The following is a 26,997-nucleotide window of genomic DNA, read 5'->3' on the forward strand; positions in this document are numbered from 1 at the left end:
AAACAATTATTTTGATTTTTTATACATTCCTTAAGCTATAAACACAAAGTAGTGCTTAACCCAAATCGCTTTTGGGTTAAGCACGATGACTTTATAAGAATTAATTTTGTGTTTGCAGTTCCTCATCATCGCTGATACCGATAGTACCACTAAAGTAGGCTTTAGTTTCCGCAATGACGACATGACGTAAGGCTATCAACCCAATCAAATTAGGCACCGCCATTAATCCATTAACAATGTCCGCGATGATCCAGATCATATCCAAATGCAGGAATGCACCGGAGCCGATCAACACCACAAAAATACATTTGTATGGCAGCACGCCTTTAGTGCCAAACAGATAAACAACACAACGTTCACCGTAATAATTCCAACCAAGGATGGTGGTAAAAGCGAAGAAGATCAAGCCGATTGAGACTAATAACGGGCCGATAGTTTGCGAGTTTAAACCGACGGAAAATGCATAGGTGGTCATCTCTGCACCGGCTAAATCAGTCTGCCAGGCTTGGGTTAAAATCAAGGCAAGACCTGTCATGGTGCAAATAATGATGGTATCAAAAAAGGTACCGGTCATGGAAATCAATCCCTGCTTAACACAGGAATCCGTTTTTGCAGCTGCTGCGGCCATCGGCGCACTGCCTAAACCTGATTCATTGGAGAAAACGCCACGTGCAATACCAGATTGAATCGCCAGCATGATCCCCGCACCTAAAAATCCACCTGAAGCTGCGGTAGATGTAAATGCTGAGCTGACAACTAATTGCAGCGCAGCAACAAGTTGATCGGCATTACTAACCAGAACGCTAAGACAAGCCAAAATATACAATAAAGCCATCGAGGGAACAACTTTCCCTGCAACCTTGGCGATCGATTGAATGCCGCCTAGCGTCACAATGGCAACCAGTGCCGTGAGTGTGACTGCAGATATTTCACGAGAAACACCAAAGGAAAGTTGTGAAGCATCTAAAATCGCATTAACCTGCGGGAAAGTACCAATACCAAAACAGGCCACTCCCAAAGCAAAGATGGCAAACAGTACCGCCAGTGTTTTACTGCCCATACCATATTGCAGGTAATACATCGGGCCACCGACCATCTGTCCATTACTGTCCACTTTACGATATTTTACCGCTAATAAACATTCTGCATATTTTGTTGCCATACCAAAAACAGCCGCTAACCACATCCAGAATAGTGCACCAGGGCCACCTAGTTTAATGGCGGTTGCAACACCGACAATATTACCGGTACCGATAGTTGCCGAAAGAGCGGTACACAATGCGGCAAAACTAGAAATATCACCATTTCTGGATTCATCTTTAGTGAACACCAGTTTTAGTGCGTAGGGCAGATAGCGAAAAGGCAGTAATCCCAGACGAAAAGTATAATAAATACCGGTGCCGACTAATAAAATAAGTAGAGGCGGCCCCCATATAAAGCTGTCGATAGTTTGTAATAAAGATTGAAAATTGACCATGATTTACCCTAAGTATAATCATCACACCATTATTTATGATTCAAACAGGGCGATTAATAAAAATGACAGTTTGGTTATTTTAATAAAATAAGAGGCGAGTACCTGTTAATTTAATGACCCTTTTGATAATACGCAGCAAAGATATTAAATTGGGCGTGGATAATAGACTAATTATTAAATTAATCCAACTACACCATGGAGTTTAAAGCGCTAAAAATAACAGCACAAATATACGGTAATGACATAAACAGGCCATGATTTGTATCATTTTATGGCTGAAATTTAATGATTAGTGCACCTGATCTGACACGCTTTTAATAAAGCTGTTTGCGAAGTATTAAAAAACAGCGCTGTTACTTGCGAACAGGCAGTGCTTGATGTCGGTACGGGGAAAAAATGTCTAGGATCCAATCAACAAAGGCTTGTACTTTAAAAGACAGATTCGTTGAGTTGGGCATCAGCAGATAATAACAATAGGGGCTGATAAAGGGCGCGGCAAAAGGGATCACCAAACTACCATCGGTTAATTGTTTCTCAATAAAGGCGCGTGGAATTAACGCGACCCCCATATGACTTTCTGCGGCCTGCAGCAACATACTAAAATGTGCCATCGCGTATTTTTTGTCCGTGGTAATTTGTACATTGACGCCCTTTGCCCATGCTTGCCATAGTTTCGGCCGTAAGCTGTGCTTGAGCAGCGTCATTTTATTAATGTCGTTCAGGCAGTGCATTTGTGCGGCCAGCAACGGGGAGCAAACAAGGCACAAATCCTCATCCATCAACTTAATAGCATTAACACCTTGAGGCTCAGAAGTCGCACTGCGGATCACCACGTCATACTCACATTTAGAAATATCAATGGCCAAATCGCTGCAAGAAAGGTCTACATAAAGATTTGGATAAAGTGATTTAAAGTCTCCCAAGCGTGGAATCAATAAACCAATAGTTAAGCTGGGTAATACATTGATAGCTAAACTTTGTTGACGCAGGGGGTTTGACTGCAGTGCTACCGAGGCATTATTAATGGTCTGCAATGCAGATTGAATATGAGGTAGGTAGAGCTTTGCCTCATCGGTTAACACTAATTTACAATGTTGCCGTAAAAAAAGGGCGACCTTTAAATGCTCTTCTAATATTTTCACCTGTTTACTGATTGCACCGTGGGTAACAAACAACTCTTTGGCCGCGCGTGTAAAGCTGGCATTTCTAGCCGCAGATTCAAATGATCTTAGCGCGTTTAGCGGGGGTAAATTAGGAAACATTGCTATCCATCTTAATCAGGTAAAAAACTTTAACTTGTTACACTCAAAGTAAATATACCCCGATTAGCGGGTGCAAACCAGTCACTGACTAACTTATTTTCAATGTTTTTTACGCTGTGAGCTTAGCTCACCCCTGTGCGAATATAACTCCTTTGCGTGTTAAGTAATACAGGATTAAAGTGCCCACTCCTACCACAATAGAGTTAAATTTACATGGATTTTGAAGTACTGCTGGGGGTACCGCCAGCAACAGCCGCTATACTTTTTTTGGTGGCAATATTAGCCGGATTTATCAACGCAGTGGCAGGAGGTGGCGGACTGTTAAGTATACCCGCTTTAATGTGTGTTGGATTGCCTCCCGCCGTGGTCTTAGCAACCAACAAGCTGCAGGCTTGTGGTGGTAGTTTTTTTGCCAGTTATTATTATATTCGCACCGGCATGGTTAAAATAAAGGATATGAAGTTGCCGATCATGTGTGCTTTTATTGGCGGCGCATTAGGATCCCTTAGCGTACAGCACATTAATGCTGATCAGCTTCAATCGATCTTACCCTTTTTAGTATTAGGTATTGGCGCCTATTTTTTGTTTGCCAAGAAAACCACTGACGAAGATAAAAACCAACTTATTTCCAGCACCGTATTTGCCTTTACAGCAGCACTTTGTTTGGGATTTTATGATGGTTTTTTCGGTCCCGGCATTGGCAGTTTTTATACCATGGCATTTGTATCATTAAGCGGCTTGGGTTTATTGAAAGCCACGGCTCATGCCAGAGTACTTACTTTTTCCAGTAATATTGCAGCATTGATCTTTTTCATAATAGGTGGCCATGTATTGTGGTTGCTCGGTGGTATTATGCTGATAGGACAGGCAGTAGGCGGAACATTAGGATCTAAATTTGTAGTAGCTAAAGGCAGTAAAATAATCCGTCCGTTAATCGTCACGACTTCCGCTATCATGGGTTTTAAACTGCTGTTTTATTAACAACCGGTGATATTACTTAAGCTATTGTCAAAGTGTAGCAGTGACAAAACCTTGAAATTGCCGAAGGCTAGATAAGCGCGCTCTTATCTACAATCCCTTTTTCAATCAGTTGCTGCAAAATAGCTTTGCTCTTTTCTTTCAACATATCCCGGAGTAATCGCGCCGCGGGTGTGATCGATTGTCTGCTCGGAAAGATAAGCCACAGTTCAGTTGCGGTGGGGCTGAACTCGGGCAGCAGGCTGATAACCTTTCCCGATAACAGATCATTAGACATATCAAGGGCAGATTTCACCGCCACCCCCTTACCGGCAACGCACCAGCGTCGTACCAAATCGCCATCATTGGAAACCCGGTTACCCTTCATTTTGATTTTGAATGAGACTTTATGTTGCGAGAAATCCCAAACATCGTGAGTGATTTCCTGCAGCTGATAAAAAAGTCCGTTGTGTGATGCTAAGTCATGGGGGTGTTTTGGGGTGCCGTTTTTATCAAGGTATTCCGGTGTTGCGCAAAGTAAGCGCGGCACGTTACAGATCTTAAACCCATAAATATTTGCATTATTAGGTGAGCCGTAACGGAGCGCAAGGTCGACAGAATCGCGATAAAAATCAATATTATGATCGCTTATATTGGCCCGTAAGCTGATATTTGGATAACTTTCCATAAATTCATCCAGCCAGGGAATAACCAGGTTTCGACCTAGGTCAGATGATAGCGCAATACGCATGTCACCATCAATAATATCCAGTTCACCTTTCATATTTTGCTTGGCTTGATCGAGCATCAGCAGGGCTTGCTCACACAAAGGAATATACTTTTCACCGGCACTGGAAAGGCGAAGGTGCCTGGTTGTGCGAATAAACAGCTCCGTGCCCAAACTTTTTTCTGCGCGCTTAAGTGCCGCACTGGCCGTTGCAGTGCGCATATTCAAACTCGCCGCTGCTGCGGTAATGCTGCGAAATTCTGCCACTTTCAGGATGACTTGAAGGTCTTCTAATAACATATTATCCAATATTTTTTGATAATGTTTCAATCATTATGCTGTTTAATAAAGATAAAACAAGCGCTATTATTCTTTCCATCAAACATTCAACGACACATTTAACGGGAAAAATATTATGAAAGCGATTGGATATACTAAATCATTACCTATTACAGACATTGCCTCTTTAACCGACATTGAGCTGCCGCAACCTATAGCAACGGAACGCGACTTACTGATTAAAATCAGGGCAATTGCGGTTAATCCGGCGGATTACAAAGTGCGTTTAAATATGCCACCAGCAGAGGGCGAATACAAGGTAATTGGCTGGGATGCGGTTGGCGAAGTGGTTGCGACCGGCGAAGATGCCACCCACTTTAACCCGGGTGATATTATCTATTATGCCGGAGATATTACCCGTCAGGGTTGTAACGCTGAATATCAGCTTGTTGACGAACGTCTTGTTGGCAGTAAACCTAAAAGCTTGTCCGATGCCGAAGCTGCCGCACTACCGTTGACGGCAATCACAGCTTGGGAAATATTATTTGAACATCTGGCTATTAAGCAGCAGGGCGCTGATTCAAAAGAAACCTCTGAAGAAGTGATTTTGGTTGTCGGTGCGGCGGGTGGCGTAGGCTCTATTTTAGTTCAGCTGGCTAAAGCCATCACCGGGGCCACCGTTATTGCTACGGCATCACGGAGCAGCTCTGCAGCCTGGGTTAAAAAATTAGGTGCGGATCATGTTGTTGACCATAGCAAACCGCTGCAAGCACAGATAGAAGCATTAGGTATTGGTTCCGTTACACACGTTGCCAGCTTAAACAGCACCGACAGTTATTTTGAAACTTATACGGAACTATTGGCTCCCTTTGGCAAAATAGCCATGATTGATGATCCACAAGCGTTGGATATCACCAAACTAAAAATGAAAAGTCTTTCACTGCATTGGGAGTTCATGTTTGCACGCTCCATGTTTAACGCTGCGGATATGGATGAGCAGGGGCGCTTGCTAAACCGGGTATCTGATTTAATTGACCAGGGTTATGTCCAAACTACGCTGGGTAAAAATCTAGGAACGATTAATGCTAAGAATCTTCGCGCTGCTCACCAGGCTTTAGAAACAGGTAGCTCTATCGGCAAGATTGTTTTACAGGGTTTCTAAACAAAAGTTTCTAAACAAAATTATCCTAGTATTTAAACATTAGTGTTTAAAAATTAGTGTTTAAAAATTAGTGTTTCAATAGTGATTAAAATAAGGGTTAACACAAAAGCTGTTAACCCTTACAAATAAAGAGAAGACTTCATGAAAATAGCAAAAACCTTATTAGCATTATCTGTTCTGTTATCATTTAACGCGGCGACAGCCGCAACCAACGATATTGAAGTGGTCGCAGAGCTGAGCAATACTAGACCAGGTAATATGACCATCACACCTAATGGCCGAATGATTCTTTCACAACAACCTTTAGATGGCCCAGAACTGCGGGTCGTTGAGCTGATGGCAAACGGAACGTTACAACCATTTCCAACGCTTGACTGGGCAGATGGTCCTGAAAAAGGTGAAGTCGGGTTTGCTGCTGTAATTGGTGTGCACACAACCCAAGATGGGATAACCTGGATATTAGATATGGGTAGCGCAACCAGTCAGGCTAAACTGGTTGGTTGGGATAGTATTAAAAACAGCTTATTTAAAATCATTCCTATTGAAAAAAATGCCTTAGCTGCAAACTCTTTCCTGCAGGATTTTGCGATTGATGAACAGAGAAATATGATCTATATTGCCGATACAACGCTGGGTAATCTTGCCGGCTTAACAAAACCAGCCTTTGTAGTTGTTGATTTAGAAACCGGTCACTCTCGACGCGTACTTGAAGCAAACGCCAAACTGATGCCACCACAACACGATGTGGTTATTGATGGCTCGTTACTGGGTGCAGCACGCGAAGATGGGTCATTCGATGCTATCTATTTAGGCTTAAATCCAATCACTATCGACAGCCAGAACAACTGGGTTTATTTTGGCACTGTTAATGGCAGTGATTTATTCCGTATTCCGACTACTATGCTGGCCGACGATCATGCCACGGATAAAAAACTTTCAGCAAGCATCGAATTATTTGGACAAAAACGTCCTTCCGATGGCATCATTATGGATGATAAAGGCAATATTTATACTGGCGATATTGAAAATTCAGCGGTAGGGGTAGTCAATAAAGCGGGATATTCAGTATTAGCTCAAGATAAGACTCTGCTTTCATGGCCCGATGGATTTGCTATTGATAACGGCTGGTTATACATCACACAAAACCAGTTACACCTTACTGCACCACTCAATGAAGGTCAGGCGCAGGGTACAAAACCTTATCATATCGTACGTATTAAATTACCTGAGTAACTTATTCTCTTAGGGACTGTTGACCTTTCCTGTGCATTTTTAAGTAATTTTCACTCTAAAGGTCAACTGACTCTAGTCACTGAGAAAAAGTACTTAATATCAACGGTCTCAAGGAAATAAAAAATGAATACATTAACGATTGTTGCAAACATTATTGCAAAAGAAGATAAAATTGATCTAATAAAAACCGAGCTTATAAAGCTTATCGATATCACCCTTGCTGAAAAAGGGTGCCTCAATTACGATTTGCATCAGGACAATGAAAATCCAGCCCACTTTGTGTTTTATGAAAAATGGGCAACGCGTGAACTCTGGCAGGCACACATGGATGGAAAACACTTGCAGGACTTCGTTTCCAACACTGAAGATGCGCTTGCAAAGTTCAGTGTTAACGAAATGACCAGAATAGCCTGAATAATCTTAAAAATCGTCTTTAAGTGGGATGATGAAACAGATGTTGATATTTGTTTAGCGGCTCATGATGGTCGTTTGTAATCACTGAACAATCACTGAATATAGAAAGGATTTTAACCATGCTACTGGATACACCAATTTGTGATTTCGGTTGGAAAGCACCGGATTTTACATTAAAAGACGCCAACGGAAAAATCTTCACCATGAGTGAACAACTGGGAGATAAAGGCTTATTGATTGCCTTTATCTGCAACCATTGCCCCTACGTGCAGCGCATTGGCCTACAGTTGGCAGAAGATACAAAGTTGCTGATGGCAGAAGGTATTAATGTGCTGGCAATTATGTCCAACGATTATGAAGATGTCCCGGCGGACTCACCGGAGAATATGAAGATTTTTTCTGCACAATATGGTTTTACTTTCCCCTATTTGATCGATCAAGATCAGTCCATTGGCCGACAATATGGTGCGGTGTGTACGCCTGACTTTTTTGGGTTTAACAGTAAAGGTGAACTTCAGTATCGTGGAAGACTTGATGATGTCCGCATTGGGAACATAAAAAATCGAGTGCCTGAACTCATTAATGCCATGCGTTTGATAGCAAAAACCGGTCACGGCCCGAAACTGCAAACACCCAGTATGGGCTGCTCCATCAAATGGAGTGTATAAAATACGCTTTACTCTGTTAATAAATTAGACTTTTACAAGAACAAGCAGATTCTTCGATGGTTTTATCCGTGCAGCTGAGATTGTACTATATCCGAATACGGTCAGGATGCTAATATAGCCTTATTTTTTGATCCGGAGAAGATATGTTTTATTGCCCTAAATGTGGTTCAAAGTCGCTTGAAACTATTTCATCTAAGAAATTTATTTGTAATCAATGTCAGTTTACCTTTTATCAGAACACCGCTGCTGCTGTCATGGTCGCAATCTGTTGTCAGAATGAACTGCTGGTTGCCACTAGAGCGAGAAATCCGGGAATAGGCATGTGGGATCTACCCGGTGGTTTTGTTGATCCGGATGAATCACTTGAAGACGCGGTGGTGCGTGAGTTGTATGAAGAATTAGCACTTACCGTAACAGCTGCAAAATATATATTCTCCAACAGTAATACCTATTTGTATAAAGATGTGGAATATAAAACCTGTGATGCTTTCTTTGTGATTGAATTAGATGAAAAGCCAACTGTTCAAGCACAGGATGATGTTGTCGCGGTTGAATGGGTAAAGTTGGCAGACATTGATATCACACGTTTTGCTTTTGAATCGACTAAAAAAGCGGTTTTAAAATTACGCGAATAACAGCAACTATGCACTGTTAGCTTTAGCTGTGTTTAGTCGTTTTCCGCAAAACCATAAAATATTTTTTTGACCTTATAATTTTTTAAAGTGAAACCATAAAATGTCCGATGCTAATAATATTGTCATATTTGATTTTGAAACGACGGGCCTATCCCCAAAAATGGGTGACCGGGCGATTGAAATAGGGGCCGTGCGTATAAAAAACGGTCTGGTGGTTGAGCGGTTTCAGGCGTTAATGCACCCGGGCATGCGGGTTAATTCTTTTATTGAGAACTTTACCGGTATCAGTAATGAAATGCTAGCGGAAGCTCAACCCTGTGCAGTGGTAATGGATAACTTTTGTGATTTTATCGACTCCGATAATCTTGTTGCCCACAACGCCTCCTTTGATAAAAGTTTTTTAGATGCTGAATTACAGAGAATATCAAGGCACTACTCGGGACAAATCAGTTGTTCAATGCTGTTGGCAAGAAGAATTCTGCGCGATGCCCCTAATCATAAGCTTGGCACTTTGGTTGATTATTTAAATATTCAAAGCGAGGGGGGTTATCACCGTGCTTTATTTGATTCAGAAATGACAGCGCAGGTTTGGCTGGCCATGATTACTAAAATTCAGCACCATTATAAAATACCAACGGTCTCTTTCGCGTTACTGCAAAAGTTATGTAAAACCCCCGCGTCGGCGGTGCATCGTCTGCTTTCAAACTGGCAATAATTTATCCATAATAAACCTTTTATCCTAAATTCATTAATATCATTTTTACTTAGGAATATTTTTAGAAGCGTTTGCCGGCTGTTCACATTGAGTGCTTTCTTTATTGGTCTTTTGAGCCATTTTATCATGTAACACATCAAGCAATTTCTGGTTTAATTTAGCAAAATAAATGTCTTCTTCAACTTTCCCACGCATGTGGATTTTTTCATTAAAGCCACTCATAATAACCTCCTTTGTCACCAAACCTAATATAAGTTTAGCTAAAGCTCACCGGTTCTGCCTAAAAACTGTCTAACGCCAACCAATTAACCACTGTTTTGGATCCTTCAGAGAACGCCAATTTATTTCATATTCTGCACGGTTAATAACAGCCTGAATAACGCAGCGTATTATTGTTTGATCCTCATTAAACTCAAGTTCACTGACAATAAAATGTTTCTCTTTATTTAACACAGGTATTTTTGTCCATTTACTGTGCAGTAATGATTTGTGACTAATACGATTAGCACTTTGTCTGTTAACCATAACCTCAGATTCCTTTTTTGTTGTTTATTGTGCGCATAAAGAATACGGTTATGCTCTGCGAAAAGATCAAAACATGCAGATCTAAAAGACACATAAGCTTAAAAAAAACTGCTGTTTGCTTAAGTTGCAGATTCAGGCGAGTTAAATCAATTGGGAGATAAGTATGCACGGAATACAAGATAGTCAATTAATTAAGAGCTTTTCGTATATTGATGGCAGCTGGCAGAGCAGTGAATCTTATTTTAATGTCACTAATCCCGCCACGGGAGAAATCCTTGTTAAAGTTTGTAATGCGGGAATTGTTGAAACCGAATTTGCCGTAAAAGCTGCAAAAACTGCCTTAAAATCCTGGTCAGCAAAGTCGGCCAATCAACGCGGGTTGTTACTGCGTAATTGGTTCAATTTGATTATTCAGCATCAGGATGATTTGGCGCGCCTTTTGACGCTTGAGCAAGGTAAACCTTTGACCGAAGCAAAGGGAGAAATCGGTTATGGTGCGTCTTTTATTGAGTGGTTTGCCGAAGAGGGGAAACGCGTTTACGGTGATACTATTCCCGGACCATCGGCTGACAAACGTATTATTGTTATTAAGCAACCCGTTGGTGTGGTTGCCGCGATCACGCCCTGGAATTTTCCCAATGCAATGATTGCCAGAAAAGCGGCAGCGGCGTTAGCAGCAGGCTGTACCTTCGTGGTGCGACCCGCAACGCAAACACCGCTGTCTGCACTGGCAATGGCTGAGCTTGCCGAAAGGGCGGGTATTCCGGCCGGAGTGTTTAACGTGGTAGTCGGTGAAGATGCAGCGGGTATGGGAAAAATACTGACTCAGCACCCTGATGTTGCTAAATTCACCTTCACCGGATCAACCGCCGTTGGAAAACTATTAATCAGCCAATGTGCGACAACAGTGAAAAAAGTGTCCATGGAGTTGGGCGGCAATGCGCCCTTTATTGTCTTTGATGATGCCGACATTGATGCGGCGGTTGAAGGGGCAATGGCTTCTAAATACCGCAATGCAGGACAAACCTGCGTATGTACCAACCGCATTTTTGTGCAAAATTCTGTCCTTGATTTATTTACACAAAAATTAAGCGCCGCGGTGGCTAAATTGTCTTTAGGCAACGGTTTAACACCGGGTGTTAATCTCGGGCCGATGATTTCAATCAGCGCCGTAGATGCAGTCAGTAAGCTGGTAAGCGACTCTGTTGCACAGGGCGCAAAGGTACTCTTAGGCGGACAACGTGACAGTGCCGGTGATAACTTCTATCAAGCCACTATATTAACCAATGTGCATAATGACATGCCGATTGCGCGCAACGAAATTTTTGGTCCGGTTTCAGCTATTATTGCCTTTGAAGACGAAGATCAAGTGATTGCCATGGCCAATGACAGTGAATATGGTTTAGCCGCTTATTTTTACGCGCGTGATATCGGCCGTGTTTGGCGTGTTGCAGAAGGCCTTGAATATGGCATGGTTGGTATTAATGAAGGCCTTATTTCCAATGCAGCAGCGCCATTTGGTGGCGTGAAGCAGTCAGGTAGTGGCCGAGAAGGCTCTAAATATGGTTTAGATGATTATTTGGAAATTAAGTATTTATGCATGGGTGGTTTAAATAAATAGGGGGTTTAAATAGGTAACCTCTTTATCCATCACCTCAATGAAATAGCAGTGTCTATTTATAGCAAAAGAACTAAAAAGCCCGCTCAAATCATGATTAGTAAATGATAGTCTATACTGCAAAGTTGAGTCGTAAACCTTTAAAAAGTTTGCTTTTTGAGTATTTCACAACATTCACAAAGGTCTTATTATGATAAAAAAAGTTATGATAAAAAAAATTTCCTATATTATTTTTTCATTAGCGTTCTCAAATTCGGTGTTGGCGACTGAAAGTATGATTTCAGTGGAGAGTCATGCAACAGTCAAACAAACCGCGGATCGCTTTGAAAAAATATTAGAAGAAAAAGGTCTCACTGTTTTTGCCAGAATAAATCACGGAGAAAATGCTGCAAGTATTAATCTTGAACTTGCGCCCACTGAAGTGATTATCTTTGGTAATCCTAAGGTTGGAACTCCGCTAATGCAGTGCTCCAAAACAGTTGCGATAGATCTTCCTCAAAAAGCCCTGTTCTGGGAAGATAACCAAGGTCAGGTATGGCTTTCCTATAATAACCCTGAGTATCTAAAAGAACGTCATAATATTCAAGGGTGTGATCCGGTTATTAATAAAATTTCCGGGGTTCTTAGCATGTTAAGTAAAGCCGCAACGTCTAAATAAACGCTGCTAATACCTGATTTAATTGGATGTTTAGCGGTTAAAATCTCTGACCAGTAAAGCATAGGGCAGCAGTAGAGAGGGGGGCTTAGTTTATAAGCAACTCCCTTCATCGTGGCCTTTTTTCCTACGAGAAAGGTCACTCAATAACAGGTGATATAACCCATTACGCTTGATTAAAACCCACCCGTTAATACAATAGAGCCAACTTTATGGCATATTGCCAGCCAGCAAATAAACTCTCCCGGACTCCGCCTGCACCACAACAGTGCGGATCTAATCTAGATTCGCACGTTTTCGAGCAATATTTCGGGCCGATTGTTTTTTGTGGAGGAAAACTCCTGCTTAATTTATCCGCAGTCTCTGCTTTTTGAATTTAATTTCACGCCATGGCCCATAAAAGTGAATAAAAAAAGCACTCACAGCAGAGCTTTATGTACTAAACAAATTCTTTTATTTATCTGGCATGTTATATGCTATGTATATTCTTTAGTTATTCAGTATCTTTAATTATCAATGCTTTAATAAATAACGCCCGCGAATCATTACGATTACGGTTAGTTCAGTCACCGTTAGGTGTTTTGCCAGCGAGTATATTGGATTGGAAAAATTAAAGGATAAGCAGATAGCAGTATTTCATGCACAACAGCACAGAAAAGAGCAAAAATAACTGAACGTTTTTTTAAATGTTATATCCGGAATTTCGATCTGGAATGGGTATGAATATAAAATTAAACATATAATCAGCAATTAAATCTGTTTTCACATAAGAAGGAACTTCGAAAGTGTATAAAAATAAAATAACGCAAGCACTGCTTTTAGCAGTCGGCATCTCATTTGCAGCAACCTCATTTACAGCAGTCGCTGCTAACGTTCCCGCGGGCGTAAAATTAGCCGCTAACCAGGAATTGGTGCGCGGTAACGGTACAGAAGTCGCTTCACTTGATCCGCAGAAAACGGAAGGTGTTCCGGAATCAAATGTTATTCGCGATCTATTAGAGGGGCTGGTCAATCAAGATGCCGATGGTAATATTATCCCCGGTGTCGCAGAGAGTTGGGAAACAACTGATAATAAAACCTTCACCTTTCATCTGCGTAAAAATGCCAAATGGTCAAATGGTGATCCGGTTACCGCGCATGATTTTGTGTACAGTTTTGAACGGGTTGTCGATCCTGCAACGGCTTCTCCCTATGCCTGGTATCTTGAGATGACGACCATGACCAATGCGTCGGATATCATTGCCGGAAAAAAAGACAAGTCGACATTAGGGGTTAAAGCCATTGACGATTATACCTTTGAAGTACATTTAGAGAGTGCCGTCCCTTATTTTGTGATGATGATGGGACACACAACGGTTAAACCTGTGAATCAGGCAACGATTGAAAAATACGGTGATGAGTGGACAAAACCAGAAAACTTTGTGGGTAACGGTGCCTTTACGGTGAGCAACTGGGTTGTCAATGAGCGTATTGAACTGACGCCCAATAAAGATTATTGGGATAATGCCAATACAGTCTTAACCAAAGTCACTTATCTGCCGATTGAAAATCAGGTTGCTGAGATGAACCGTTTTCTTTCTGGTGAGATTGATTTAACTAACGAAGTACCCAGCGAACATTTTAAACGTTTACAGAAGGAATACCCTGAATCTCTACAGATTAAAGGTAATCTTTGTACTTATTATTATAACTTTAATACCCATAAGCCACCTTTTGACGATGTGCGCGTCCGTAAAGCCGTCTCCTATGCCATTGATCGTAATGTCGTGGCCAATATACTACTGGGACAGGGTCAAAAACCTGCTTATTTCTTAACACCTGAAATTGTTGCTGATTTTAATCCTCAATTGCCAGCTTATGGTAAATTGACTCAGAAAGAGCGTAATGCCGAAGCTCAAAAACTGTTAGTCGATGCCGGATATAATAAATCTAATCCGCTTAAATTTAGTTTGTTGTATAACACCAGTGAAAATCACAAGAAACTTGCGGTCGCAATCGCTTCCATGTGGAAAACAACACTGGGTGTTGAAGTGACATTGGAAAATCAAGAATGGAAAACTTATCTGGAAACCAAAAAGCAGGGCAATTTTGAAGCTTCGCGCGCGGGCTGGTGTGGTGATTATAACGAGCCTTCAACTTTTACTTCATTAATGGAAGGAAGCAATACCACGGGGGGGATCCATTATCAAAGCGCTGCATATGACAGCTTAATAAAGCGTGGGATTGAAGCAAGCTCTACGGCTGAGCGTAAAGAGCTGTATTACGAACAAGAAGCTCTGCTTGCCAAAGATATGCCGATTGCACCTATTTATCAGTATGTTACTACGCGTCTAGTAAACCCTCATGTGGGCGGTTACGCAGTCAACAATGCAGAAGATAAACTTTACTCAAAAGATATGTATATTATCGCTGAGTAACCCAACAATGTTGCTATCCTTATAAGCGACATTGCATTGATACTGACCTTTTCTCTTGCAGGAAAGGTCAGTCAATGTCGGGAGAGATAACCCATCCCGTTTTGACGCTTGATTAAAACCCACCAGCTTATACCATTACAAGCCAGCAAATAAACCCCGGCCTTTGCGCACCAAAATAGTGCAATAACACTTTAGATTGCACGTTTTCGGGCAATATCTCGTGCCGATTGTTTTTTTGTGGAGGAAAACGCCTGCTTACTTTATCCGCAGTCTCTGTTTTTTGAATTTAATCTCACGTCATGTCACCAATAGTGAATAAACAAGCATTCATAGCAGTGCTTTATGTACTAAAGAAATACCTTTGTTTATCTGGCATGTTATATGCTACAAGCAGCTGTTAACTATCTTTATTTATCAATGGTTTAATAAATAAAAAAATGATTACTGCTCTGATAGTCGCCGTTATCCGTTTTGCCACCGAGTATATTGGATTTAAAAAACCAAATGATAAACCATTGGCAGTATTTCATTCGCAACAATACAAAAAAAACCAAAAATAACTGAAAATCTTTTAAGCCTTAATGATCAAATTAGCAAGTTTAACTGATCATATTTTTTAAATGTTATATCATGAATTTCGATCTTGGATAGGTATAGATATGAAATCAAACATATAATTAGTAATTAAAACTATTTTCAAATTTGAAGGAACTTCATAAGTGTATAAAAATAAAATAACACAAGCACTACTTTTAGCAGTCGGTATCTCATTTACTGCAACCTCATTTACAGCAGTCGCCGCTCACGTTCCCGCGGACGTAAAATTAGCGGCCAAACAAGAATTGGTAAGGGGTAACGGTGCAGAAGTCGCTTCACTTGATCCGCAAAAAACGGAAGGTGTTCCGGAATCAATGATTATTCGCGATCTATTAGAAGGGCTGGTCAACCAGGATGCCGATGGCAATACTATCCCCGGTGCCGCAGAGAGTTGGGAAACAACTGATAATAAAAACTTCACTTTTCATCTTCGTAAAGATGCTAAATGGTCAAATGGTGATCCGGTTACCGCGCATGATTTTGTGTACAGTTTTGAACGTGTTGTTGATCCTGCAACGGCTTCTCCCTATGCCTGGTATCTTGAGATGACGACCATGACCAATGCCGCCGATATCATTGCCGGAAAAAAAGACAAGTCGACATTAGGCGTTAAAGCCGTTGACGATTACACCTTTGAGGTACATTTAGAAAGTGCCGTCCCTTATTTTGTGATGATGATGGGACACACAACGGTTAAACCTGTGCATCGGGCAACGGTTGAAAAATACGGCTCTCATTGGACTAAGCCAGAAAACTTTGTTGGTAACGGTGCCTTTGTTGTTAGTCGTTGGGTAGTCAATGAGCGTATTGAACTGACGCCCAACAAAAATTACTGGGATAATGCCAATACAGTCTTAACCAAAGTCACTTATTTGCCGATTGAAAATCAGGTTGCTGAGATGAACCGTTTTCTTTCTGGTGAGATTGATTTAACTAACGAAGTACCCAGCGAGCACTTTAAACGTTTACAGAAGGAATACCCGGAATCACTGCAGATTAAAGGCAATCTCGGTATCTATTATTATAGTTTTAATACCCATAAGCCGCCTTTTGACGATCTGCGCGTTCGTAAAGCCGTCTCCTATGCCATTGATCGTAATGTCGTGGCCAATATACTACTGGGACAGGGTCAAAAACCTGCTTATTTCTTAACACCTGAAATTGTTGCTGATTTTAATCCTCAATTGCCAGCTTATGGTAAGTTGACTCAGAAAGAGCGTAATAGCGAAGCTCAAAAACTGTTAGCCGATGCCGGATATAATAAATCTAATCCGCTTAAATTTAGTTTGTTGTATAACACCAGTGCAAACCATAAAAAACTTGCCGTCGCAATCGCTTCCATGTGGAAAACAACACTGGGTGCTGAAGTGACATTGAATAATCAAGAGTGGAAAACTTATCTGGAAACATTAAATCAGGGTAATTTTCAAGCTGCACGTTCGAGTTGGAGTGGTGATTATAACGAACCTTCAACCTTTACTTCATTAATGGAAGGAAGCAATACCGCGGGCGGAATCCATTATCAAAGCGCTGCATATGACAGCTTAATAAAACGAGGGATTGAAGCAAGCTCTACGGCTGAGCGTAAAGAGCTGTATTACGAACAAGAAGCTCAGCTTGCCAAAGACATGCCGATTGCTCCTATTTATCAGTATGTTACTACGCGTTTAGTAAACCCTCATGTGGGCGGTTACGCGGTCAATAATGCAGAAGATAAACTCTACTCAAAAGATATGTATATTATCGCTGAGTAATCTTTATTACAACCAAGCTTAAAGAGGTTATTAACGCCTCTTTTTTATTTAACTTTCCTTCACTGAGTGAATTATGTTCAAATTCATACTAAAAAGAGTCATTGAATCAATACCTACAATATTGATATTAATTACTGTCTCTTTCTTCTTAATGCGTTTTGCCCCGGGCAGCCCATTTTCAAGCGAGCGCACCTTACCACCACAGATAATGGAAAACATTAATGCTAAATACGGACTGGATAAACCGGTCATGGAGCAATATACCACCTATCTGACCAATGTTATTCAGGGTGACTTAGGGCCTTCATTTAAATATAAAGATTTCACCGTCAATGAATTGGTTACCGCAGCACTGCCAGTTTCTGCAAAAATTGGTTCTTTTGCTTTTATCTTTGCACTGTTTTTTGGTGTTTTGATCGGCACTATCGCAGCGCTGAGGCAAAATACATGGATTGATTACTGCGTTATGTCGACGGCTATGCTCGGGATTGTGATGCCGTCATTTGTACTGGCACCTGTTCTTATCTATATCTTCTCAATTAATTTAGGCTGGTTTCCGGCAGGTGGCTGGTTAGATGGGTCACTGCAATATATGGTCTTGCCGGTTCTTGGGATGGCAATGATGTATGTTGCCACCTTTGCCCGTATAACACGCGGCAGTATGATTGAAACCCTTAACAGTAACTTTATTCGCACAGCGCGCGCTAAAGGGTTGAGTTTTCCCTATATTGTTATCAGGCATGCTTTAAAGCCAGCTATGCTGCCCGTTGTCTCCTATATGGGGCCTGCTTTTGTGGGAATTATTACAGGTTCCGTGGTAATCGAAACCATCTTTGGTTTGCCCGGCATCGGTAAATTGTTTGTCAATGCCGCTTTTAACCGCGATTATTCGTTGGTAATGGGGGTCACTATTTTGATTGGCTTACTGTTCATTCTGTTCAACGCTATCGTTGATATTCTTCTCGCTTATGTTGATCCCAAAATTCGTTACTAAAGGAGGGGGCTTATGTTAACTAAAAAACTAAATTCAGATACCATAGATGATTTCACAGAAAATCTAGAAATTACCGGACGTAGTCTATGGCAGGATGCGCGCATTCGCTTTATGCGCAATAAAGCGGCCATGTTTAGCTTGATTATATTATTCGCTATTATTCTGGCGGTTATTTTTGTGCCTATGTTTGCTGAATTTTCCTATGCTGATACCGACTGGTACGCCTTGCATCAACCGCCTTCTGCGGAGCATCTGTTTGGTACTGACAGTCTCGGTCGCGATCTTTTTGTGCGTACTCTTATTGGCGGACGTATCTCTTTAATGGTTGGTGTGCTCGGAGCATTAGTGGCTGTTGTAATAGGCACTGTCTACGGTGCAACATCCGGGTTTATCGGCGGGAAAGTTGACCGGGCGATGATGCGTCTTCTGGAGATACTCTACTCTATTCCCTTTATGTTTCTGGTGATTGTCTTAGTGACCTTCTTCGGTCGTCATATTGTACTGATATTTGTCGCGATTGGCGCTATTGCCTGGCTGGATATGGCGCGTATTGTACGCGGTCAGACCTTAAGCTTACGCGGTAAAGAGTTTATTGAGGCTGCTCATGTCTCCGGCGTCAGCAAATGGAATATCATCAGACGTCATATTATTCCGAATGTATTAGGTATAGTCGCGGTTTATTCTACTTTGCTTGTGCCGAGTATGATTTTAACCGAATCTTTTCTCAGCTTTTTAGGGTTAGGGGTACAAGAGCCGATGACCAGTTGGGGCGCTTTATTGCAGGAAGGATCACAGACCATGGAAATTGCCATCTGGCAGATAATTTTCCCGGGCATTTTTATGGTGGTCACGCTGTTCTGTTTTAACTATATCGGCGATGGTCTGCGTGATGCGCTGGATCCTAAAGATAGATAAAAGAATCGAAGGAAAGACAATGAATTTATTAGATGTAAAAGATCTGCGCGTCGAATTTACCACTCAAGACGGCAATCTTACCGCAGTGAATGATCTCAACTTCTCACTGCAACCCGGTGAAACACTCGGCATTGTTGGCGAGTCTGGATCAGGTAAGTCACAAACGGTATTCGCCTTAATGGGTCTACTGGCAAAAAACGGTATTATTTCCGGAAGCGCAAAATTTGAAGGTAATGAAATTCTTAATTTGCCTGAAAAAGCGTTAAATAAAGTACGTGCAGAGCAGATTGCCATGATCTTTCAAGATCCAATGACCTCACTTAATCCTTATATGAAAGTGAGTGCGCAGATGATGGAAGTGCTTATTCTGCATAAAGGCATGAGTAAAAAAGAAGCTTTTGAAGAATCGTTGAAGATGCTTGAAGCGGTTAAAATTCCCGAAGCGCGTAAGCGTATTAATATGTATCCGCATGAGTTTTCCGGTGGCATGCGTCAACGGGTGATGATTGCAATGGCACTTTTATGTCGTCCTAAACTGCTTATTGCAGATGAACCGACCACGGCATTAGATGTGACTATTCAAGCGCAGATAATGGCGCTGCTTAATGATTTAAAAGATCAGTTTAATACCGCTATTATTATGATAACCCATGATTTAGGCGTCGTCGCAGGAAGTTGTGACAAGGTGCTGGTGATGTATGCCGGGCGCACCATGGAATACGGCACAGTGGATGAGATATTCTATCAACCAAGCCACCCCTATACCGAAGGGTTGTTAAAATCCATTCCGCGGTTAGATACTCAGGATGATATCCTGCCGACTATTCCCGGTAACCCACCGAATCTACTTAATCTGCCAACGGGTTGCCCGTATCAAGATCGTTGCCATCGTGTGATGGATAAATGTAAAGAGCAATCGCCACTGTTAATTCCGTTTGCAGGGCAACGTTCTCGTGCTTGTTTTTCAGAGTGGGAGTCTTGGTCATGAGTGCTGACAAAAAATTAATTCTCGATATTAAAGATCTTAAAGTACAGTTCAGTATTCCATCTAAATCACCCTGGCCTTGGGCAAAGCCTGATAATTTAAAAGCGGTTGATGGCATCAGTATTAAATTATATGAAGGTGAAACACTTGGCGTGGTGGGCGAGTCGGGTTGCGGCAAATCAACCTTAGCGCGTGCCATCATAGGTTTAGTACCGGCCAGTGCAGGACAGGTGCTGTGGCTTGGTGAAGATCTTACGCAACTTAAAGATGAGGCACTGCGCCTTAAGCGTAAAGAGATTCAGATGATATTTCAAGATCCTCTCGCATCTTTGAATCCGCGCATGAATGTTGGCGATATTATTGCCGAGCCGCTGCGCACTTTTTATCCAAAATTAAGTAAAGATGAAGTTAAAGAGCAGGTCAAAGAGATGATGTATCGTGTGGGTTTATTGCCCAACGTTATCAACCGTTATCCCCATGAATTTTCTGGTGGTCAATGCCAGCGTATCGGTATTGCGCGCGCATTGATTCTAAAACCTAAAATGATTATTTGTGATGAACCAGTTTCTGCACTAGATGTCTCCATTCAAGCGCAGGTGGTCAATCTTTTGCAGGAGCTGCAAAAGGAATTTGGCTTAAGCCTAGTGTTTATTGCGCATGATCTTTCGGTGGTCAAACATATCGCCGATCGGGTTCTGGTAATGTACTTGGGCAAGCCCGTTGAACTGGGCGAATGCGCGGCCATTTTTGCCGAACCTAAACACCCCTATACACAGGCGCTAATGTCTGCGGTCCCGATTCCAGATCCTAAAATCGAACGCAGTAAAAAAGTGCAGATGCTGGAAGGGGAGATGCCTTCACCGATCAACCCTCCATCGGGTTGTGTTTTCAGGACACGCTGCCCAATTGCAACGGAGCAGTGCAGCACTGAAAGACCGCAATTAAAAGGGGGGGATATTCACGCGTTATCCTGTTTGCTACGTGATTAAAGGTCGCAAACTGAAAGCATAATAGCGGGTTAATTTAATATAAAAAATGGCAAACCTTTACCGGTTTGCCATTTTTTTTTGCACTAACATATTAATTTAACCAGGTTTAATCTGGATTAAGTGAGCGATTCTACTTTGTCATCTATAATATTTTTTTCCTGTAACTGTTTCTGCTCAAACCAAAACGCCATAAAAACAGCCGTTAAGCTTTGCTCTATGTCCATGGCCCTGTCTGTCGGGCAAAAAATAGTAAATAAAACCTGCGTGTCACCAACCTCGGAAGTCGCTACTTGTATCTTAGGATCAGGCCCCGCAATATTAACATCTAAACGGTTTTCAATGATCTGATTATAACGTATAGCCACGTCGTTAAAATCAGCACAATATTCATAAGCTTTTGTATATAACCCATCCAAAAAAATAAACGGGTTGACACTCGCATCACGGGTAATAGTGAAATGATGCATCGCATAACGCTTTAAAAAATTCAAATTTTTGATTGAAGCTGTAATTAATTTACTATTGGGTAAATAAAGCGTTTTACCCGTATATTCATAGGCATCAATATCAACTTCTAATAAAGTAAGTTTAGCCCAGTCATTGGAATGAACCTCGCCATAATCATCTCCCACTTGTATCCAATCGCCAATGCGAAATGGGCGACTGGATATAATGTACAAAAATCCAATAAAGCACTGAATAAACTCTTTTGTTGCAATCACAATAGCAACCGTAAAGGCCGCAATAGAGATAGCAAACTTTTGAAATTCAACCGCCCAAATATTAAAAATACCAATCAAAATAAGCACCGTGACTGCATTATCAAGCATGTTGATTTTTAAGCGTTTATTTTGTTTTTCTTTTTTATGGATTAACTTTACAAGTAAAAATTTACTCAGCATGACGAATGAAATCAGAATGATGGTTAATACAATTTGATTCGAAATCAGCACATGGAAAATGCGAGTTGCCGTTAAATTAATAAATGAGAGAGTCTCAAACATTATTAGTGATACCTTTAAGTTGTATAAAATACGTATATTATGAAAATTGCCATACTACATTATTTCGTAAGTGTAATGTAGTTTGGGGTGATGCCAGTCTTACAAAAAAGACAACTTACGATCATAAGCGATTGTGAGGTGGTCAAAATACAATGACTGATGAAATTTAGCACTTAGAAAAGGGGGAATAGTGCATTTTAAAAGTGCTGGATGGGAAAATCTGGATATCGGAAAAAATATTTGCCGTAATATCCAGATTATCTTAGAGAAAGTAACTCAAATTTGAAAAGTGATTCTATTTAAATTACTGGCTAATGATCAAATTGCGCGACAATAGCATTTTTGAGTTTTTCTCTATCGTGGCGCCATTCACGGTTGGGCGAGGCCAAGTCGGCCTTAAAGAAAAACCATTCCGGTTCAACATCAGGGTGAGAGTTATCAACAATAGCCACATCAATTTTCCGCCCTTGGCATGCTCTCTCACACCATTCAAGTTTCTGTTTGATTTTCATTCTTCCAGCCGGGCCATCTTCAGGTGAAATATTTTCAATAAAAATCACTTTTGCAGTGCGGTTATTGAGTATTGCACGGCCAATTTCCGGCAATAATAGCGGCGGCATAATACTGGTCAGAAAGCTACCGGGTCCAAGCACGATGTAGTCTGCCTGATCAATGGCAACAATAGCTTCATTGGTTGCGGGAACCACCGGATCAAGTTCTAGCCGTAACAAATCTTGTTTCATCTCATCCACACTGGTTTCGCCATGTACCCAATTTCCGTCAACGGCTAATGCTTTAAGGTCGGAAGGGTGTTCAGACATGGGAACAATATTAACTTGTACTTTTAACATGTTGCGGATCAGTCGAATTGCTTCCATAGGTCTAACCGATAAATTATCTAAAGCGGTGAGCATTAAATTACCGAGATTGTGACCATGCAGTTCCCCCGCACCCTTAAAACGATATTCAAACATGGTCGATTCTACCGTCGGATCCGTGATCAGCTGATTTATGCAGTTGCGTGTATCACCCCAGGCGATGCCTCCCTGACAGTGACGTATTCGTCCCGTAGAGCCTCCGTTGTCTGTTGTAGTGACAATACCGGTAGCATTGTCACCAATTCCCTTTATAGCAGCTAATATGCGCCCTAAACCGTGACCACCACCAATAGCGACTATTTTTTTATGTTTATAACTATCCATAACAATTTCTTATTAACAAGTAGTCAGCTAATCTATCTTAAAATCTGCATAGTGCATAGTGCATAATAATTACAATTAATTATGAGCGACTGTAGTTGTTTCCGAATATTATATTGGAAGTTTATGTTGAGTATATTTTGTGTTCAATTATTGATAGGTAGATTGATAGGTAGATTGAGAAGGCACAGCTTAATGATTAAGCTGTGCCTTTGGAAGGGTAAATTATTTTGGTAAAATCACACTGTCTATTACATGGATAACACCATTGCTTGCTTCTACATCTGCTGTCACTACCTTAGCATCGTTTATCATCACGTTGCCATCCATGATTTTTATCATTACATTTTGTCCCTGAAGTGTTGCTGCACTGTCCATTTTCATTACATCTGCAGCCATCACTTTACCGGCAACGACATGGTAGGTTAGCACCGAAACCAACTGTGCTTTGTTTTCAGGCAGTAGTAACATTTCCACCGTACCTTCAGGTAATTTAGCAAAAGCCTCGTCGGTTGGTGCAAACACTGTGAATGGCCCTTCACCTTTCAAAGTATCGACTAGACCGGCGGCTGTTAATGCTGCCGCTAGGGTTGTAAACGAACCGTTTTCAACAGCCACATCAACAATATCTTTGTCCATGCCATGGTGCTCAGCTTGTGCCGCAGGCATGAAAGCCAAACTGCTCATTAATAACGCACCAACAGTTAATATTTTTTTAAACATAATACGTTCCTTTTAAGTTAAGGTTAAAATAATTATATAATGGTTTGCGCTACTTGATACGTTGACTTTTAAATAAGAGATCACCTATTTTGTAAAAATATTCAATTAGGTTACTAAATACTTGCAGGAAAATTTAGCTTTATTAATGGCTATACTATTATTTGGATAGAAATTCGTTTTTGGTAAAGCTAAAAAAGATTATGCAGTGAATCTCAATCAGTGGTTAGTTTTTTATATGAACATTTTAAGTAATGGGCATGCAGTCTAATGCTCTGGTAGGTGCAGCCATGAGCTGGTTGCAGTGGCGGTGCCTGAAGTTCAGCAACCTAACAAGGGAGTTCATTATGAAGAAGATAAAAACAGTTATCGTTATTGCTCTGTCATTGTCTGCTAGTTTGGCTCTGGCTGAGAATAACGATCAAAGGAAAGAATTAGCCTACGATATCAAGCTTATGAGCGAACAGCCGTGCGCATGCAACTGCCCCGAAATTAATGTCGAAAAAAAGGAGGTAAAGCGGGAAAACCATAAAGATAAATTAATGCAAAACCGCGACAAACTTGGTATTCATGCCCGATGAGCACTCCGTTAAAAGAGGCATCTCGCTTTACTTAGTGAGATAAGACGGGAATGCTATTGTTAATAAAACAGCCGCATTTGTACGCTGTAACGTAATGACCTTGGTAACTTATCTACTGAAAAGACCATCGAATAAATTAAATAAAAAATACCACCAAGTTGTGCATGGCGGTATTTTTAAAATATTTAGAGTCAATTAAGTTAAAGTATGCTTAAATTGTAAATCCTAGTAGGATTTCCATTTCGTTATTACCCCAGCTAGAATCAACACTCTCTGAGTTTGTATACTCTACCGCATTGTATGCGATAGAAGCATGCCATGAGAAGTCGTCGTTAACTTTCTGGTTATATTTAACCATAGGTTGAATATGAGCCGAAACCCATTTATCGTAATTATCCGGAGTGTAATAAGCTTCGACATAGCTTTCTACCGCGAAAGAAAAACCAGACTTTAATGGTAGAGTGTAAGTGAGGTAATCCTCAGTTCCGATTTGATAGGCATACTTATCTCCATCATAATAATCAAAGTTATACCATGCAAGGTTAAGCACCCAGTTATCAGATAAATCGCCATCTAAGTAGAAGCTGGTTTCATAGCCATTGTAATCTTGAAGGCTGGCACCATCTTTTTCACCAACTTGTGCCCATAATTCAATTCCTAATGAGAAGTCCTTGCCAGCTATTGTTATATCTTTGCTTAGCCATGGACTGAAAATATATTGAGCAACATACCAATCATCACTACCATCACCCGCATTCCACGCTGCGTCATATCTGACTAAGTAGTTAAGGTCAATATCAAATCCTGCTACTTGTTGGTCAACTGCTTGAACGATTCCGAATTGAGTATCCCATCCTTGCTCTTTTGTTCCGTCAGCGTTGTCTACGAAATTTTTGTCTACATCGAAAATGAAACTAAGATCATCATTTAACTTATAAGCTCCTTTGCCTAGAGTCCATTCGGTTATTTGATATCCATTATCATAATCATTTACCTTAACCTCATTTGTAAATGAGCTAAGTTCTGCAGCTAAAACACTCGCGCTAGCTATTGGCATACCAACTAATAATACCGCTAATTTTTTCGTTAAATCCATTTTCATTTAAGCCTTCCTGTTTGTGTGTTTTTTTGTATAACGCTATGTTACAACCACGTAAAATCTGATACCTAAGCTGTTTGACTATGCAGGGACTAGCAGGTGAATAGATTGGACTGTTGTAATCAAAGCAAATAACGAGCCAAAGTTAAAATTATAATACATAAAAAATAAAAACAGCTTTTAATACAGTCTATTGTGCTCCATTTTCAAGAAATCAAAGATAACCCTCGCTACATAAAAGCAATAAATCACTTCGCCGTATATTGAGGTTGGGGAATCCAGCTAAGGCACAAATACTAACGTCATCATTCACCATGCACAGCAACCTATAGACCAAGATAAGGGTGCGGGAATTCATGTTTATTCTGACTGTATTTACTTGTAATGAGTGCTCAACATTTGATTGCACCACTGCAAATTCTATACATCCTAAAATAGGCTGAAGGAGGACACCAAAAGGGAAAAGTATGTTAAACCGCTCTGGTATTCAGAGTTTCAAACTCAAGGCTAATGCCTAGCTTAGGTTTTTTGTGTCTGTGAATAGATATTCTAGTGTTGGATCACTTACAGGTTAAATGTTTATATAATCCAGAAAAATATAAGCGACTACTGGTATTAAAACGGCCAGAGATTACTATAAACACCAACGGCAGTGAAAGTGATCTAATAGATGATGTGAAACAACGCAAAATGAGTACCGGAATCGACAGTGATTTGGGAGAAAATTTATTGATAAAAAACATGTCAAAAATAAAGATTTTAAATATTATTTATTTATATGATGGCCATCACTGCGAACCTATTTCTTCTCATTCCCTGAATGAGTTAATCATATTAATTAGAACTAATTCGACGCAGGCTTATGAAAACCCACCAATAATCGCACCAGAATGGTGCGATGTGCACCAAAAAGGGGCTGTTAGCATATTTAATTCATTCCCGTGTGGAGTAATACACTATTTTTGTATAACCGGAGTAAGTAATGAGACGCCGAAAGTTAATGTTATATGATTCCTCGGTTGTAAAATTTTTATAAAAAAACACTCTATTCAGGCAGAAGGTCGGAAGATGAACGCTGATGCCGGTTAATAATAGCAGTCGGTCTGCTCTGTTTTAACAGCCTAATGGCGACTGCTGATAGGGAGAATAGCACCATAAAGCGATTGAAGTCTTTAGCAATTAGCTCATACATAATTCAGTTCCACAGTGTGTTTTTATAATGGTTTTTTATTCATTTTCCCGGCAGATAAATGGCACTTTGAAGACTATTTTAATTTTCCTTATGAATTAAAAGGTTACACATGATTTGAAAATGTTAAGGTAACCGCTGTCACAAAGCCTATTTTTACATCTTTATTAAATAACCTATTTGTTTAATGATAAAAGCAGATACTGTAAAGAAAATAAATACATGTG

General features: G+C 40.7%; 26 protein-coding genes. 17 read left to right on the forward strand and 9 right to left on the reverse strand.

Going from position 1 to position 26,997, the window contains the following annotated elements; translation table 11 throughout:
• Positions 1-100: 100 nt before the first annotated feature.
• The gene (locus ACJAZP_RS04075) at positions 101-1,477 is read right to left on the reverse strand and encodes an alanine/glycine:cation symporter family protein (protein WP_415229454.1); all 1,377 of its coding nucleotides are present in this window, start codon (positions 1,475-1,477) and stop codon (positions 101-103) included.
• A 353-nt stretch (positions 1,478-1,830) separates the two neighbouring features.
• Positions 1,831-2,739 carry a LysR substrate-binding domain-containing protein gene (locus ACJAZP_RS04080; protein WP_415229455.1) on the reverse strand — a complete coding sequence of 303 codons (909 nt, stop codon included), beginning with the start codon at positions 2,737-2,739 and terminating at the stop codon, positions 1,831-1,833.
• Between the two features lie 213 nt (positions 2,740-2,952).
• Between ACJAZP_RS04080 and ACJAZP_RS04085 the strand changes: the two genes are divergently transcribed.
• A complete protein-coding gene (locus ACJAZP_RS04085; RefSeq protein WP_415229456.1) occupies positions 2,953-3,720 on the forward strand; it encodes a TSUP family transporter in 768 nt (255 codons plus the stop codon).
• Between the two features lie 67 nt (positions 3,721-3,787).
• Here the strand turns inward: ACJAZP_RS04085 and ACJAZP_RS04090 are convergent, their stop codons facing one another.
• The gene (locus ACJAZP_RS04090) at positions 3,788-4,723 is read right to left on the reverse strand and encodes a LysR family transcriptional regulator (RefSeq protein ID WP_415229498.1); all 936 of its coding nucleotides are present in this window, start codon (positions 4,721-4,723) and stop codon (positions 3,788-3,790) included.
• Between the two features lie 115 nt (positions 4,724-4,838).
• Between ACJAZP_RS04090 and ACJAZP_RS04095 the strand changes: the two genes are divergently transcribed.
• The 6 genes from ACJAZP_RS04095 (at position 4,839) to ACJAZP_RS04120 (ending at position 9,529) form a co-directional block, all read left to right on the forward strand.
• Positions 4,839-5,864 carry a zinc-binding alcohol dehydrogenase family protein gene (locus ACJAZP_RS04095; RefSeq protein WP_415229457.1) on the forward strand — a complete coding sequence of 342 codons (1,026 nt, stop codon included), beginning with the start codon at positions 4,839-4,841 and terminating at the stop codon, positions 5,862-5,864.
• Between the two features lie 141 nt (positions 5,865-6,005).
• Positions 6,006-7,097 carry an L-dopachrome tautomerase-related protein gene (locus ACJAZP_RS04100; protein WP_415229458.1) on the forward strand — a complete coding sequence of 364 codons (1,092 nt, stop codon included), beginning with the start codon at positions 6,006-6,008 and terminating at the stop codon, positions 7,095-7,097.
• A 123-nt stretch (positions 7,098-7,220) separates the two neighbouring features.
• Entirely contained in the window at positions 7,221-7,511 is a 291-nt protein-coding gene (locus tag ACJAZP_RS04105; protein ID WP_415229459.1) for a putative quinol monooxygenase, read from the forward strand.
• A 119-nt stretch (positions 7,512-7,630) separates the two neighbouring features.
• Complete coding sequence (locus tag ACJAZP_RS04110; protein WP_415229460.1) at positions 7,631-8,179, forward strand: thioredoxin family protein; 549 nt, start codon at positions 7,631-7,633, stop codon at positions 8,177-8,179.
• A 143-nt stretch (positions 8,180-8,322) separates the two neighbouring features.
• Positions 8,323-8,814, forward strand: a complete 492-nt coding sequence (locus tag ACJAZP_RS04115) for an NUDIX hydrolase (RefSeq protein ID WP_415229461.1) — start codon at positions 8,323-8,325, stop codon at positions 8,812-8,814.
• A gap of 100 nt (positions 8,815-8,914) precedes the next feature.
• Entirely contained in the window at positions 8,915-9,529 is a 615-nt protein-coding gene (locus ACJAZP_RS04120) for a PolC-type DNA polymerase III (RefSeq protein WP_415229462.1), read from the forward strand.
• Positions 9,530-9,574: 45 nt separating this feature from the next.
• Here ACJAZP_RS04120 and ACJAZP_RS04125 read toward each other — a convergent pair whose 3' ends face one another.
• Together ACJAZP_RS04125 and ACJAZP_RS04130 are read right to left on the reverse strand one after the other, a co-directional pair.
• On the reverse strand, positions 9,575-9,751 hold the full coding sequence (locus ACJAZP_RS04125) for a hypothetical protein (RefSeq protein ID WP_415229463.1): 177 nt from the start codon (positions 9,749-9,751) through the stop codon (positions 9,575-9,577).
• 69 nt (positions 9,752-9,820) lie between these two features.
• Positions 9,821-10,054, reverse strand: a complete 234-nt coding sequence (locus ACJAZP_RS04130; protein WP_415229464.1) for a TIGR02450 family Trp-rich protein — start codon at positions 10,052-10,054, stop codon at positions 9,821-9,823.
• 163 nt (positions 10,055-10,217) lie between these two features.
• Between ACJAZP_RS04130 and ACJAZP_RS04135 the strand changes: the two genes are divergently transcribed.
• From ACJAZP_RS04135 to oppF, 8 genes are all read left to right on the forward strand, one after another.
• Positions 10,218-11,675 carry an NAD-dependent succinate-semialdehyde dehydrogenase gene (locus tag ACJAZP_RS04135; RefSeq protein ID WP_415229465.1) on the forward strand — a complete coding sequence of 486 codons (1,458 nt, stop codon included), beginning with the start codon at positions 10,218-10,220 and terminating at the stop codon, positions 11,673-11,675.
• A gap of 187 nt (positions 11,676-11,862) precedes the next feature.
• Positions 11,863-12,330, forward strand: coding sequence for a DUF302 domain-containing protein (locus ACJAZP_RS04140; RefSeq protein ID WP_415229466.1), 468 nt, complete (start codon positions 11,863-11,865; stop codon positions 12,328-12,330).
• A gap of 782 nt (positions 12,331-13,112) precedes the next feature.
• The gene (locus tag ACJAZP_RS04145; RefSeq protein ID WP_415229467.1) at positions 13,113-14,744 is read left to right on the forward strand and encodes an ABC transporter substrate-binding protein; all 1,632 of its coding nucleotides are present in this window, start codon (positions 13,113-13,115) and stop codon (positions 14,742-14,744) included.
• A gap of 719 nt (positions 14,745-15,463) precedes the next feature.
• The gene (locus tag ACJAZP_RS04150) at positions 15,464-17,095 is read left to right on the forward strand and encodes an ABC transporter substrate-binding protein (RefSeq protein ID WP_415229468.1); all 1,632 of its coding nucleotides are present in this window, start codon (positions 15,464-15,466) and stop codon (positions 17,093-17,095) included.
• 73 nt (positions 17,096-17,168) lie between these two features.
• On the forward strand, positions 17,169-18,089 hold the full coding sequence (oppB, locus tag ACJAZP_RS04155; protein ID WP_415229469.1) for an oligopeptide ABC transporter permease OppB: 921 nt from the start codon (positions 17,169-17,171) through the stop codon (positions 18,087-18,089).
• 12 nt (positions 18,090-18,101) lie between these two features.
• Positions 18,102-19,004: an oligopeptide ABC transporter permease OppC gene (gene oppC / locus ACJAZP_RS04160; protein ID WP_415229470.1), complete on the forward strand. Its 903-nt coding sequence runs from the start codon at positions 18,102-18,104 to the stop codon at positions 19,002-19,004.
• Positions 19,005-19,023: 19 nt separating this feature from the next.
• Positions 19,024-19,992, forward strand: a complete 969-nt coding sequence (locus ACJAZP_RS04165; RefSeq protein WP_415229471.1) for an ABC transporter ATP-binding protein — start codon at positions 19,024-19,026, stop codon at positions 19,990-19,992.
• Complete coding sequence (oppF, locus tag ACJAZP_RS04170) at positions 19,989-20,978, forward strand: murein tripeptide/oligopeptide ABC transporter ATP binding protein OppF (protein WP_415229472.1); 990 nt, start codon at positions 19,989-19,991, stop codon at positions 20,976-20,978. Before ACJAZP_RS04165 ends, oppF begins: the two co-directional genes overlap by 4 nt.
• A gap of 116 nt (positions 20,979-21,094) precedes the next feature.
• On the opposite strand, the gene ACJAZP_RS04175 is transcribed toward oppF, so the two are convergent.
• The 3 genes from ACJAZP_RS04175 to ACJAZP_RS04185 all read right to left on the reverse strand — a co-directional run bounded on the left by ACJAZP_RS04175 (position 21,095) and on the right by ACJAZP_RS04185 (position 23,904).
• Positions 21,095-21,982, reverse strand: coding sequence for a mechanosensitive ion channel family protein (locus ACJAZP_RS04175; protein WP_415229473.1), 888 nt, complete (start codon positions 21,980-21,982; stop codon positions 21,095-21,097).
• 311 nt (positions 21,983-22,293) lie between these two features.
• Positions 22,294-23,184: a uridine diphosphate-N-acetylglucosamine-binding protein YvcK gene (gene yvcK / locus ACJAZP_RS04180; RefSeq protein WP_415229474.1), complete on the reverse strand. Its 891-nt coding sequence runs from the start codon at positions 23,182-23,184 to the stop codon at positions 22,294-22,296.
• Between the two features lie 222 nt (positions 23,185-23,406).
• Positions 23,407-23,904 (reverse strand): fasciclin domain-containing protein, encoded by a 498-nt coding sequence (locus ACJAZP_RS04185; RefSeq protein ID WP_415229475.1) that lies wholly within the window; start codon positions 23,902-23,904, stop codon positions 23,407-23,409.
• A gap of 344 nt (positions 23,905-24,248) precedes the next feature.
• On the opposite strand from ACJAZP_RS04185, the gene ACJAZP_RS04190 reads away from it, so the two are divergent.
• Entirely contained in the window at positions 24,249-24,482 is a 234-nt protein-coding gene (locus tag ACJAZP_RS04190) for a hypothetical protein (RefSeq protein WP_415229476.1), read from the forward strand.
• 211 nt (positions 24,483-24,693) lie between these two features.
• Here ACJAZP_RS04190 and ACJAZP_RS04195 read toward each other — a convergent pair whose 3' ends face one another.
• The gene (locus tag ACJAZP_RS04195; RefSeq protein ID WP_415229477.1) at positions 24,694-25,584 is read right to left on the reverse strand and encodes a hypothetical protein; all 891 of its coding nucleotides are present in this window, start codon (positions 25,582-25,584) and stop codon (positions 24,694-24,696) included.
• A gap of 549 nt (positions 25,585-26,133) precedes the next feature.
• Here ACJAZP_RS04195 and ACJAZP_RS04200 point away from each other — a divergent pair.
• The gene (locus ACJAZP_RS04200) at positions 26,134-26,592 is read left to right on the forward strand and encodes a hypothetical protein (protein WP_415229478.1); all 459 of its coding nucleotides are present in this window, start codon (positions 26,134-26,136) and stop codon (positions 26,590-26,592) included.
• Positions 26,593-26,997 lie beyond the last annotated feature (405 nt).

This window comes from Psychromonas sp., from assembly GCF_047632955.1.
Classification (GTDB): Bacteria; Pseudomonadota; Gammaproteobacteria; order Enterobacterales; family Psychromonadaceae; genus Psychromonas.

What these genes read in the sequence shown, in the direction of transcription:
- oppB (WP_415229469.1), top strand. Translation starts at nt 17,169, where the DNA reads ATGTTCAAATTCATACTAAAAAGAGTCATTGAATCAATACCTACAATA.
- ACJAZP_RS04105 (WP_415229459.1), top strand. Translation starts at nt 7,221, where the DNA reads ATGAATACATTAACGATTGTTGCAAACATTATTGCAAAAGAAGATAAA.
- ACJAZP_RS04090 (WP_415229498.1), bottom strand. Translation starts at nt 4,723, where the DNA reads ATGTTATTAGAAGACCTTCAAGTCATCCTGAAAGTGGCAGAATTTCGC.
- yvcK (WP_415229474.1), bottom strand. Translation starts at nt 23,184, where the DNA reads ATGGATAGTTATAAACATAAAAAAATAGTCGCTATTGGTGGTGGTCAC.
- ACJAZP_RS04115 (WP_415229461.1), top strand. Translation starts at nt 8,323, where the DNA reads ATGTTTTATTGCCCTAAATGTGGTTCAAAGTCGCTTGAAACTATTTCA.
- ACJAZP_RS04165 (WP_415229471.1), top strand. Translation starts at nt 19,024, where the DNA reads ATGAATTTATTAGATGTAAAAGATCTGCGCGTCGAATTTACCACTCAA.
- ACJAZP_RS04140 (WP_415229466.1), top strand. Translation starts at nt 11,863, where the DNA reads ATGATAAAAAAAGTTATGATAAAAAAAATTTCCTATATTATTTTTTCA.
- ACJAZP_RS04190 (WP_415229476.1), top strand. Translation starts at nt 24,249, where the DNA reads ATGAAGAAGATAAAAACAGTTATCGTTATTGCTCTGTCATTGTCTGCT.
- ACJAZP_RS04130 (WP_415229464.1), bottom strand. Translation starts at nt 10,054, where the DNA reads ATGGTTAACAGACAAAGTGCTAATCGTATTAGTCACAAATCATTACTG.
- oppF (WP_415229472.1), top strand. Translation starts at nt 19,989, where the DNA reads ATGAGTGCTGACAAAAAATTAATTCTCGATATTAAAGATCTTAAAGTA.
- ACJAZP_RS04195 (WP_415229477.1), bottom strand. Translation starts at nt 25,584, where the DNA reads ATGAAAATGGATTTAACGAAAAAATTAGCGGTATTATTAGTTGGTATG.
- ACJAZP_RS04100 (WP_415229458.1), top strand. Translation starts at nt 6,006, where the DNA reads ATGAAAATAGCAAAAACCTTATTAGCATTATCTGTTCTGTTATCATTT.
- ACJAZP_RS04120 (WP_415229462.1), top strand. Translation starts at nt 8,915, where the DNA reads ATGTCCGATGCTAATAATATTGTCATATTTGATTTTGAAACGACGGGC.
- ACJAZP_RS04075 (WP_415229454.1), bottom strand. Translation starts at nt 1,477, where the DNA reads ATGGTCAATTTTCAATCTTTATTACAAACTATCGACAGCTTTATATGG.
- ACJAZP_RS04085 (WP_415229456.1), top strand. Translation starts at nt 2,953, where the DNA reads ATGGATTTTGAAGTACTGCTGGGGGTACCGCCAGCAACAGCCGCTATA.
- ACJAZP_RS04135 (WP_415229465.1), top strand. Translation starts at nt 10,218, where the DNA reads ATGCACGGAATACAAGATAGTCAATTAATTAAGAGCTTTTCGTATATT.
- ACJAZP_RS04080 (WP_415229455.1), bottom strand. Translation starts at nt 2,739, where the DNA reads ATGTTTCCTAATTTACCCCCGCTAAACGCGCTAAGATCATTTGAATCT.
- ACJAZP_RS04095 (WP_415229457.1), top strand. Translation starts at nt 4,839, where the DNA reads ATGAAAGCGATTGGATATACTAAATCATTACCTATTACAGACATTGCC.
- oppC (WP_415229470.1), top strand. Translation starts at nt 18,102, where the DNA reads ATGTTAACTAAAAAACTAAATTCAGATACCATAGATGATTTCACAGAA.
- ACJAZP_RS04175 (WP_415229473.1), bottom strand. Translation starts at nt 21,982, where the DNA reads ATGTTTGAGACTCTCTCATTTATTAATTTAACGGCAACTCGCATTTTC.
- ACJAZP_RS04125 (WP_415229463.1), bottom strand. Translation starts at nt 9,751, where the DNA reads ATGAGTGGCTTTAATGAAAAAATCCACATGCGTGGGAAAGTTGAAGAA.
- ACJAZP_RS04185 (WP_415229475.1), bottom strand. Translation starts at nt 23,904, where the DNA reads ATGTTTAAAAAAATATTAACTGTTGGTGCGTTATTAATGAGCAGTTTG.
- ACJAZP_RS04110 (WP_415229460.1), top strand. Translation starts at nt 7,631, where the DNA reads ATGCTACTGGATACACCAATTTGTGATTTCGGTTGGAAAGCACCGGAT.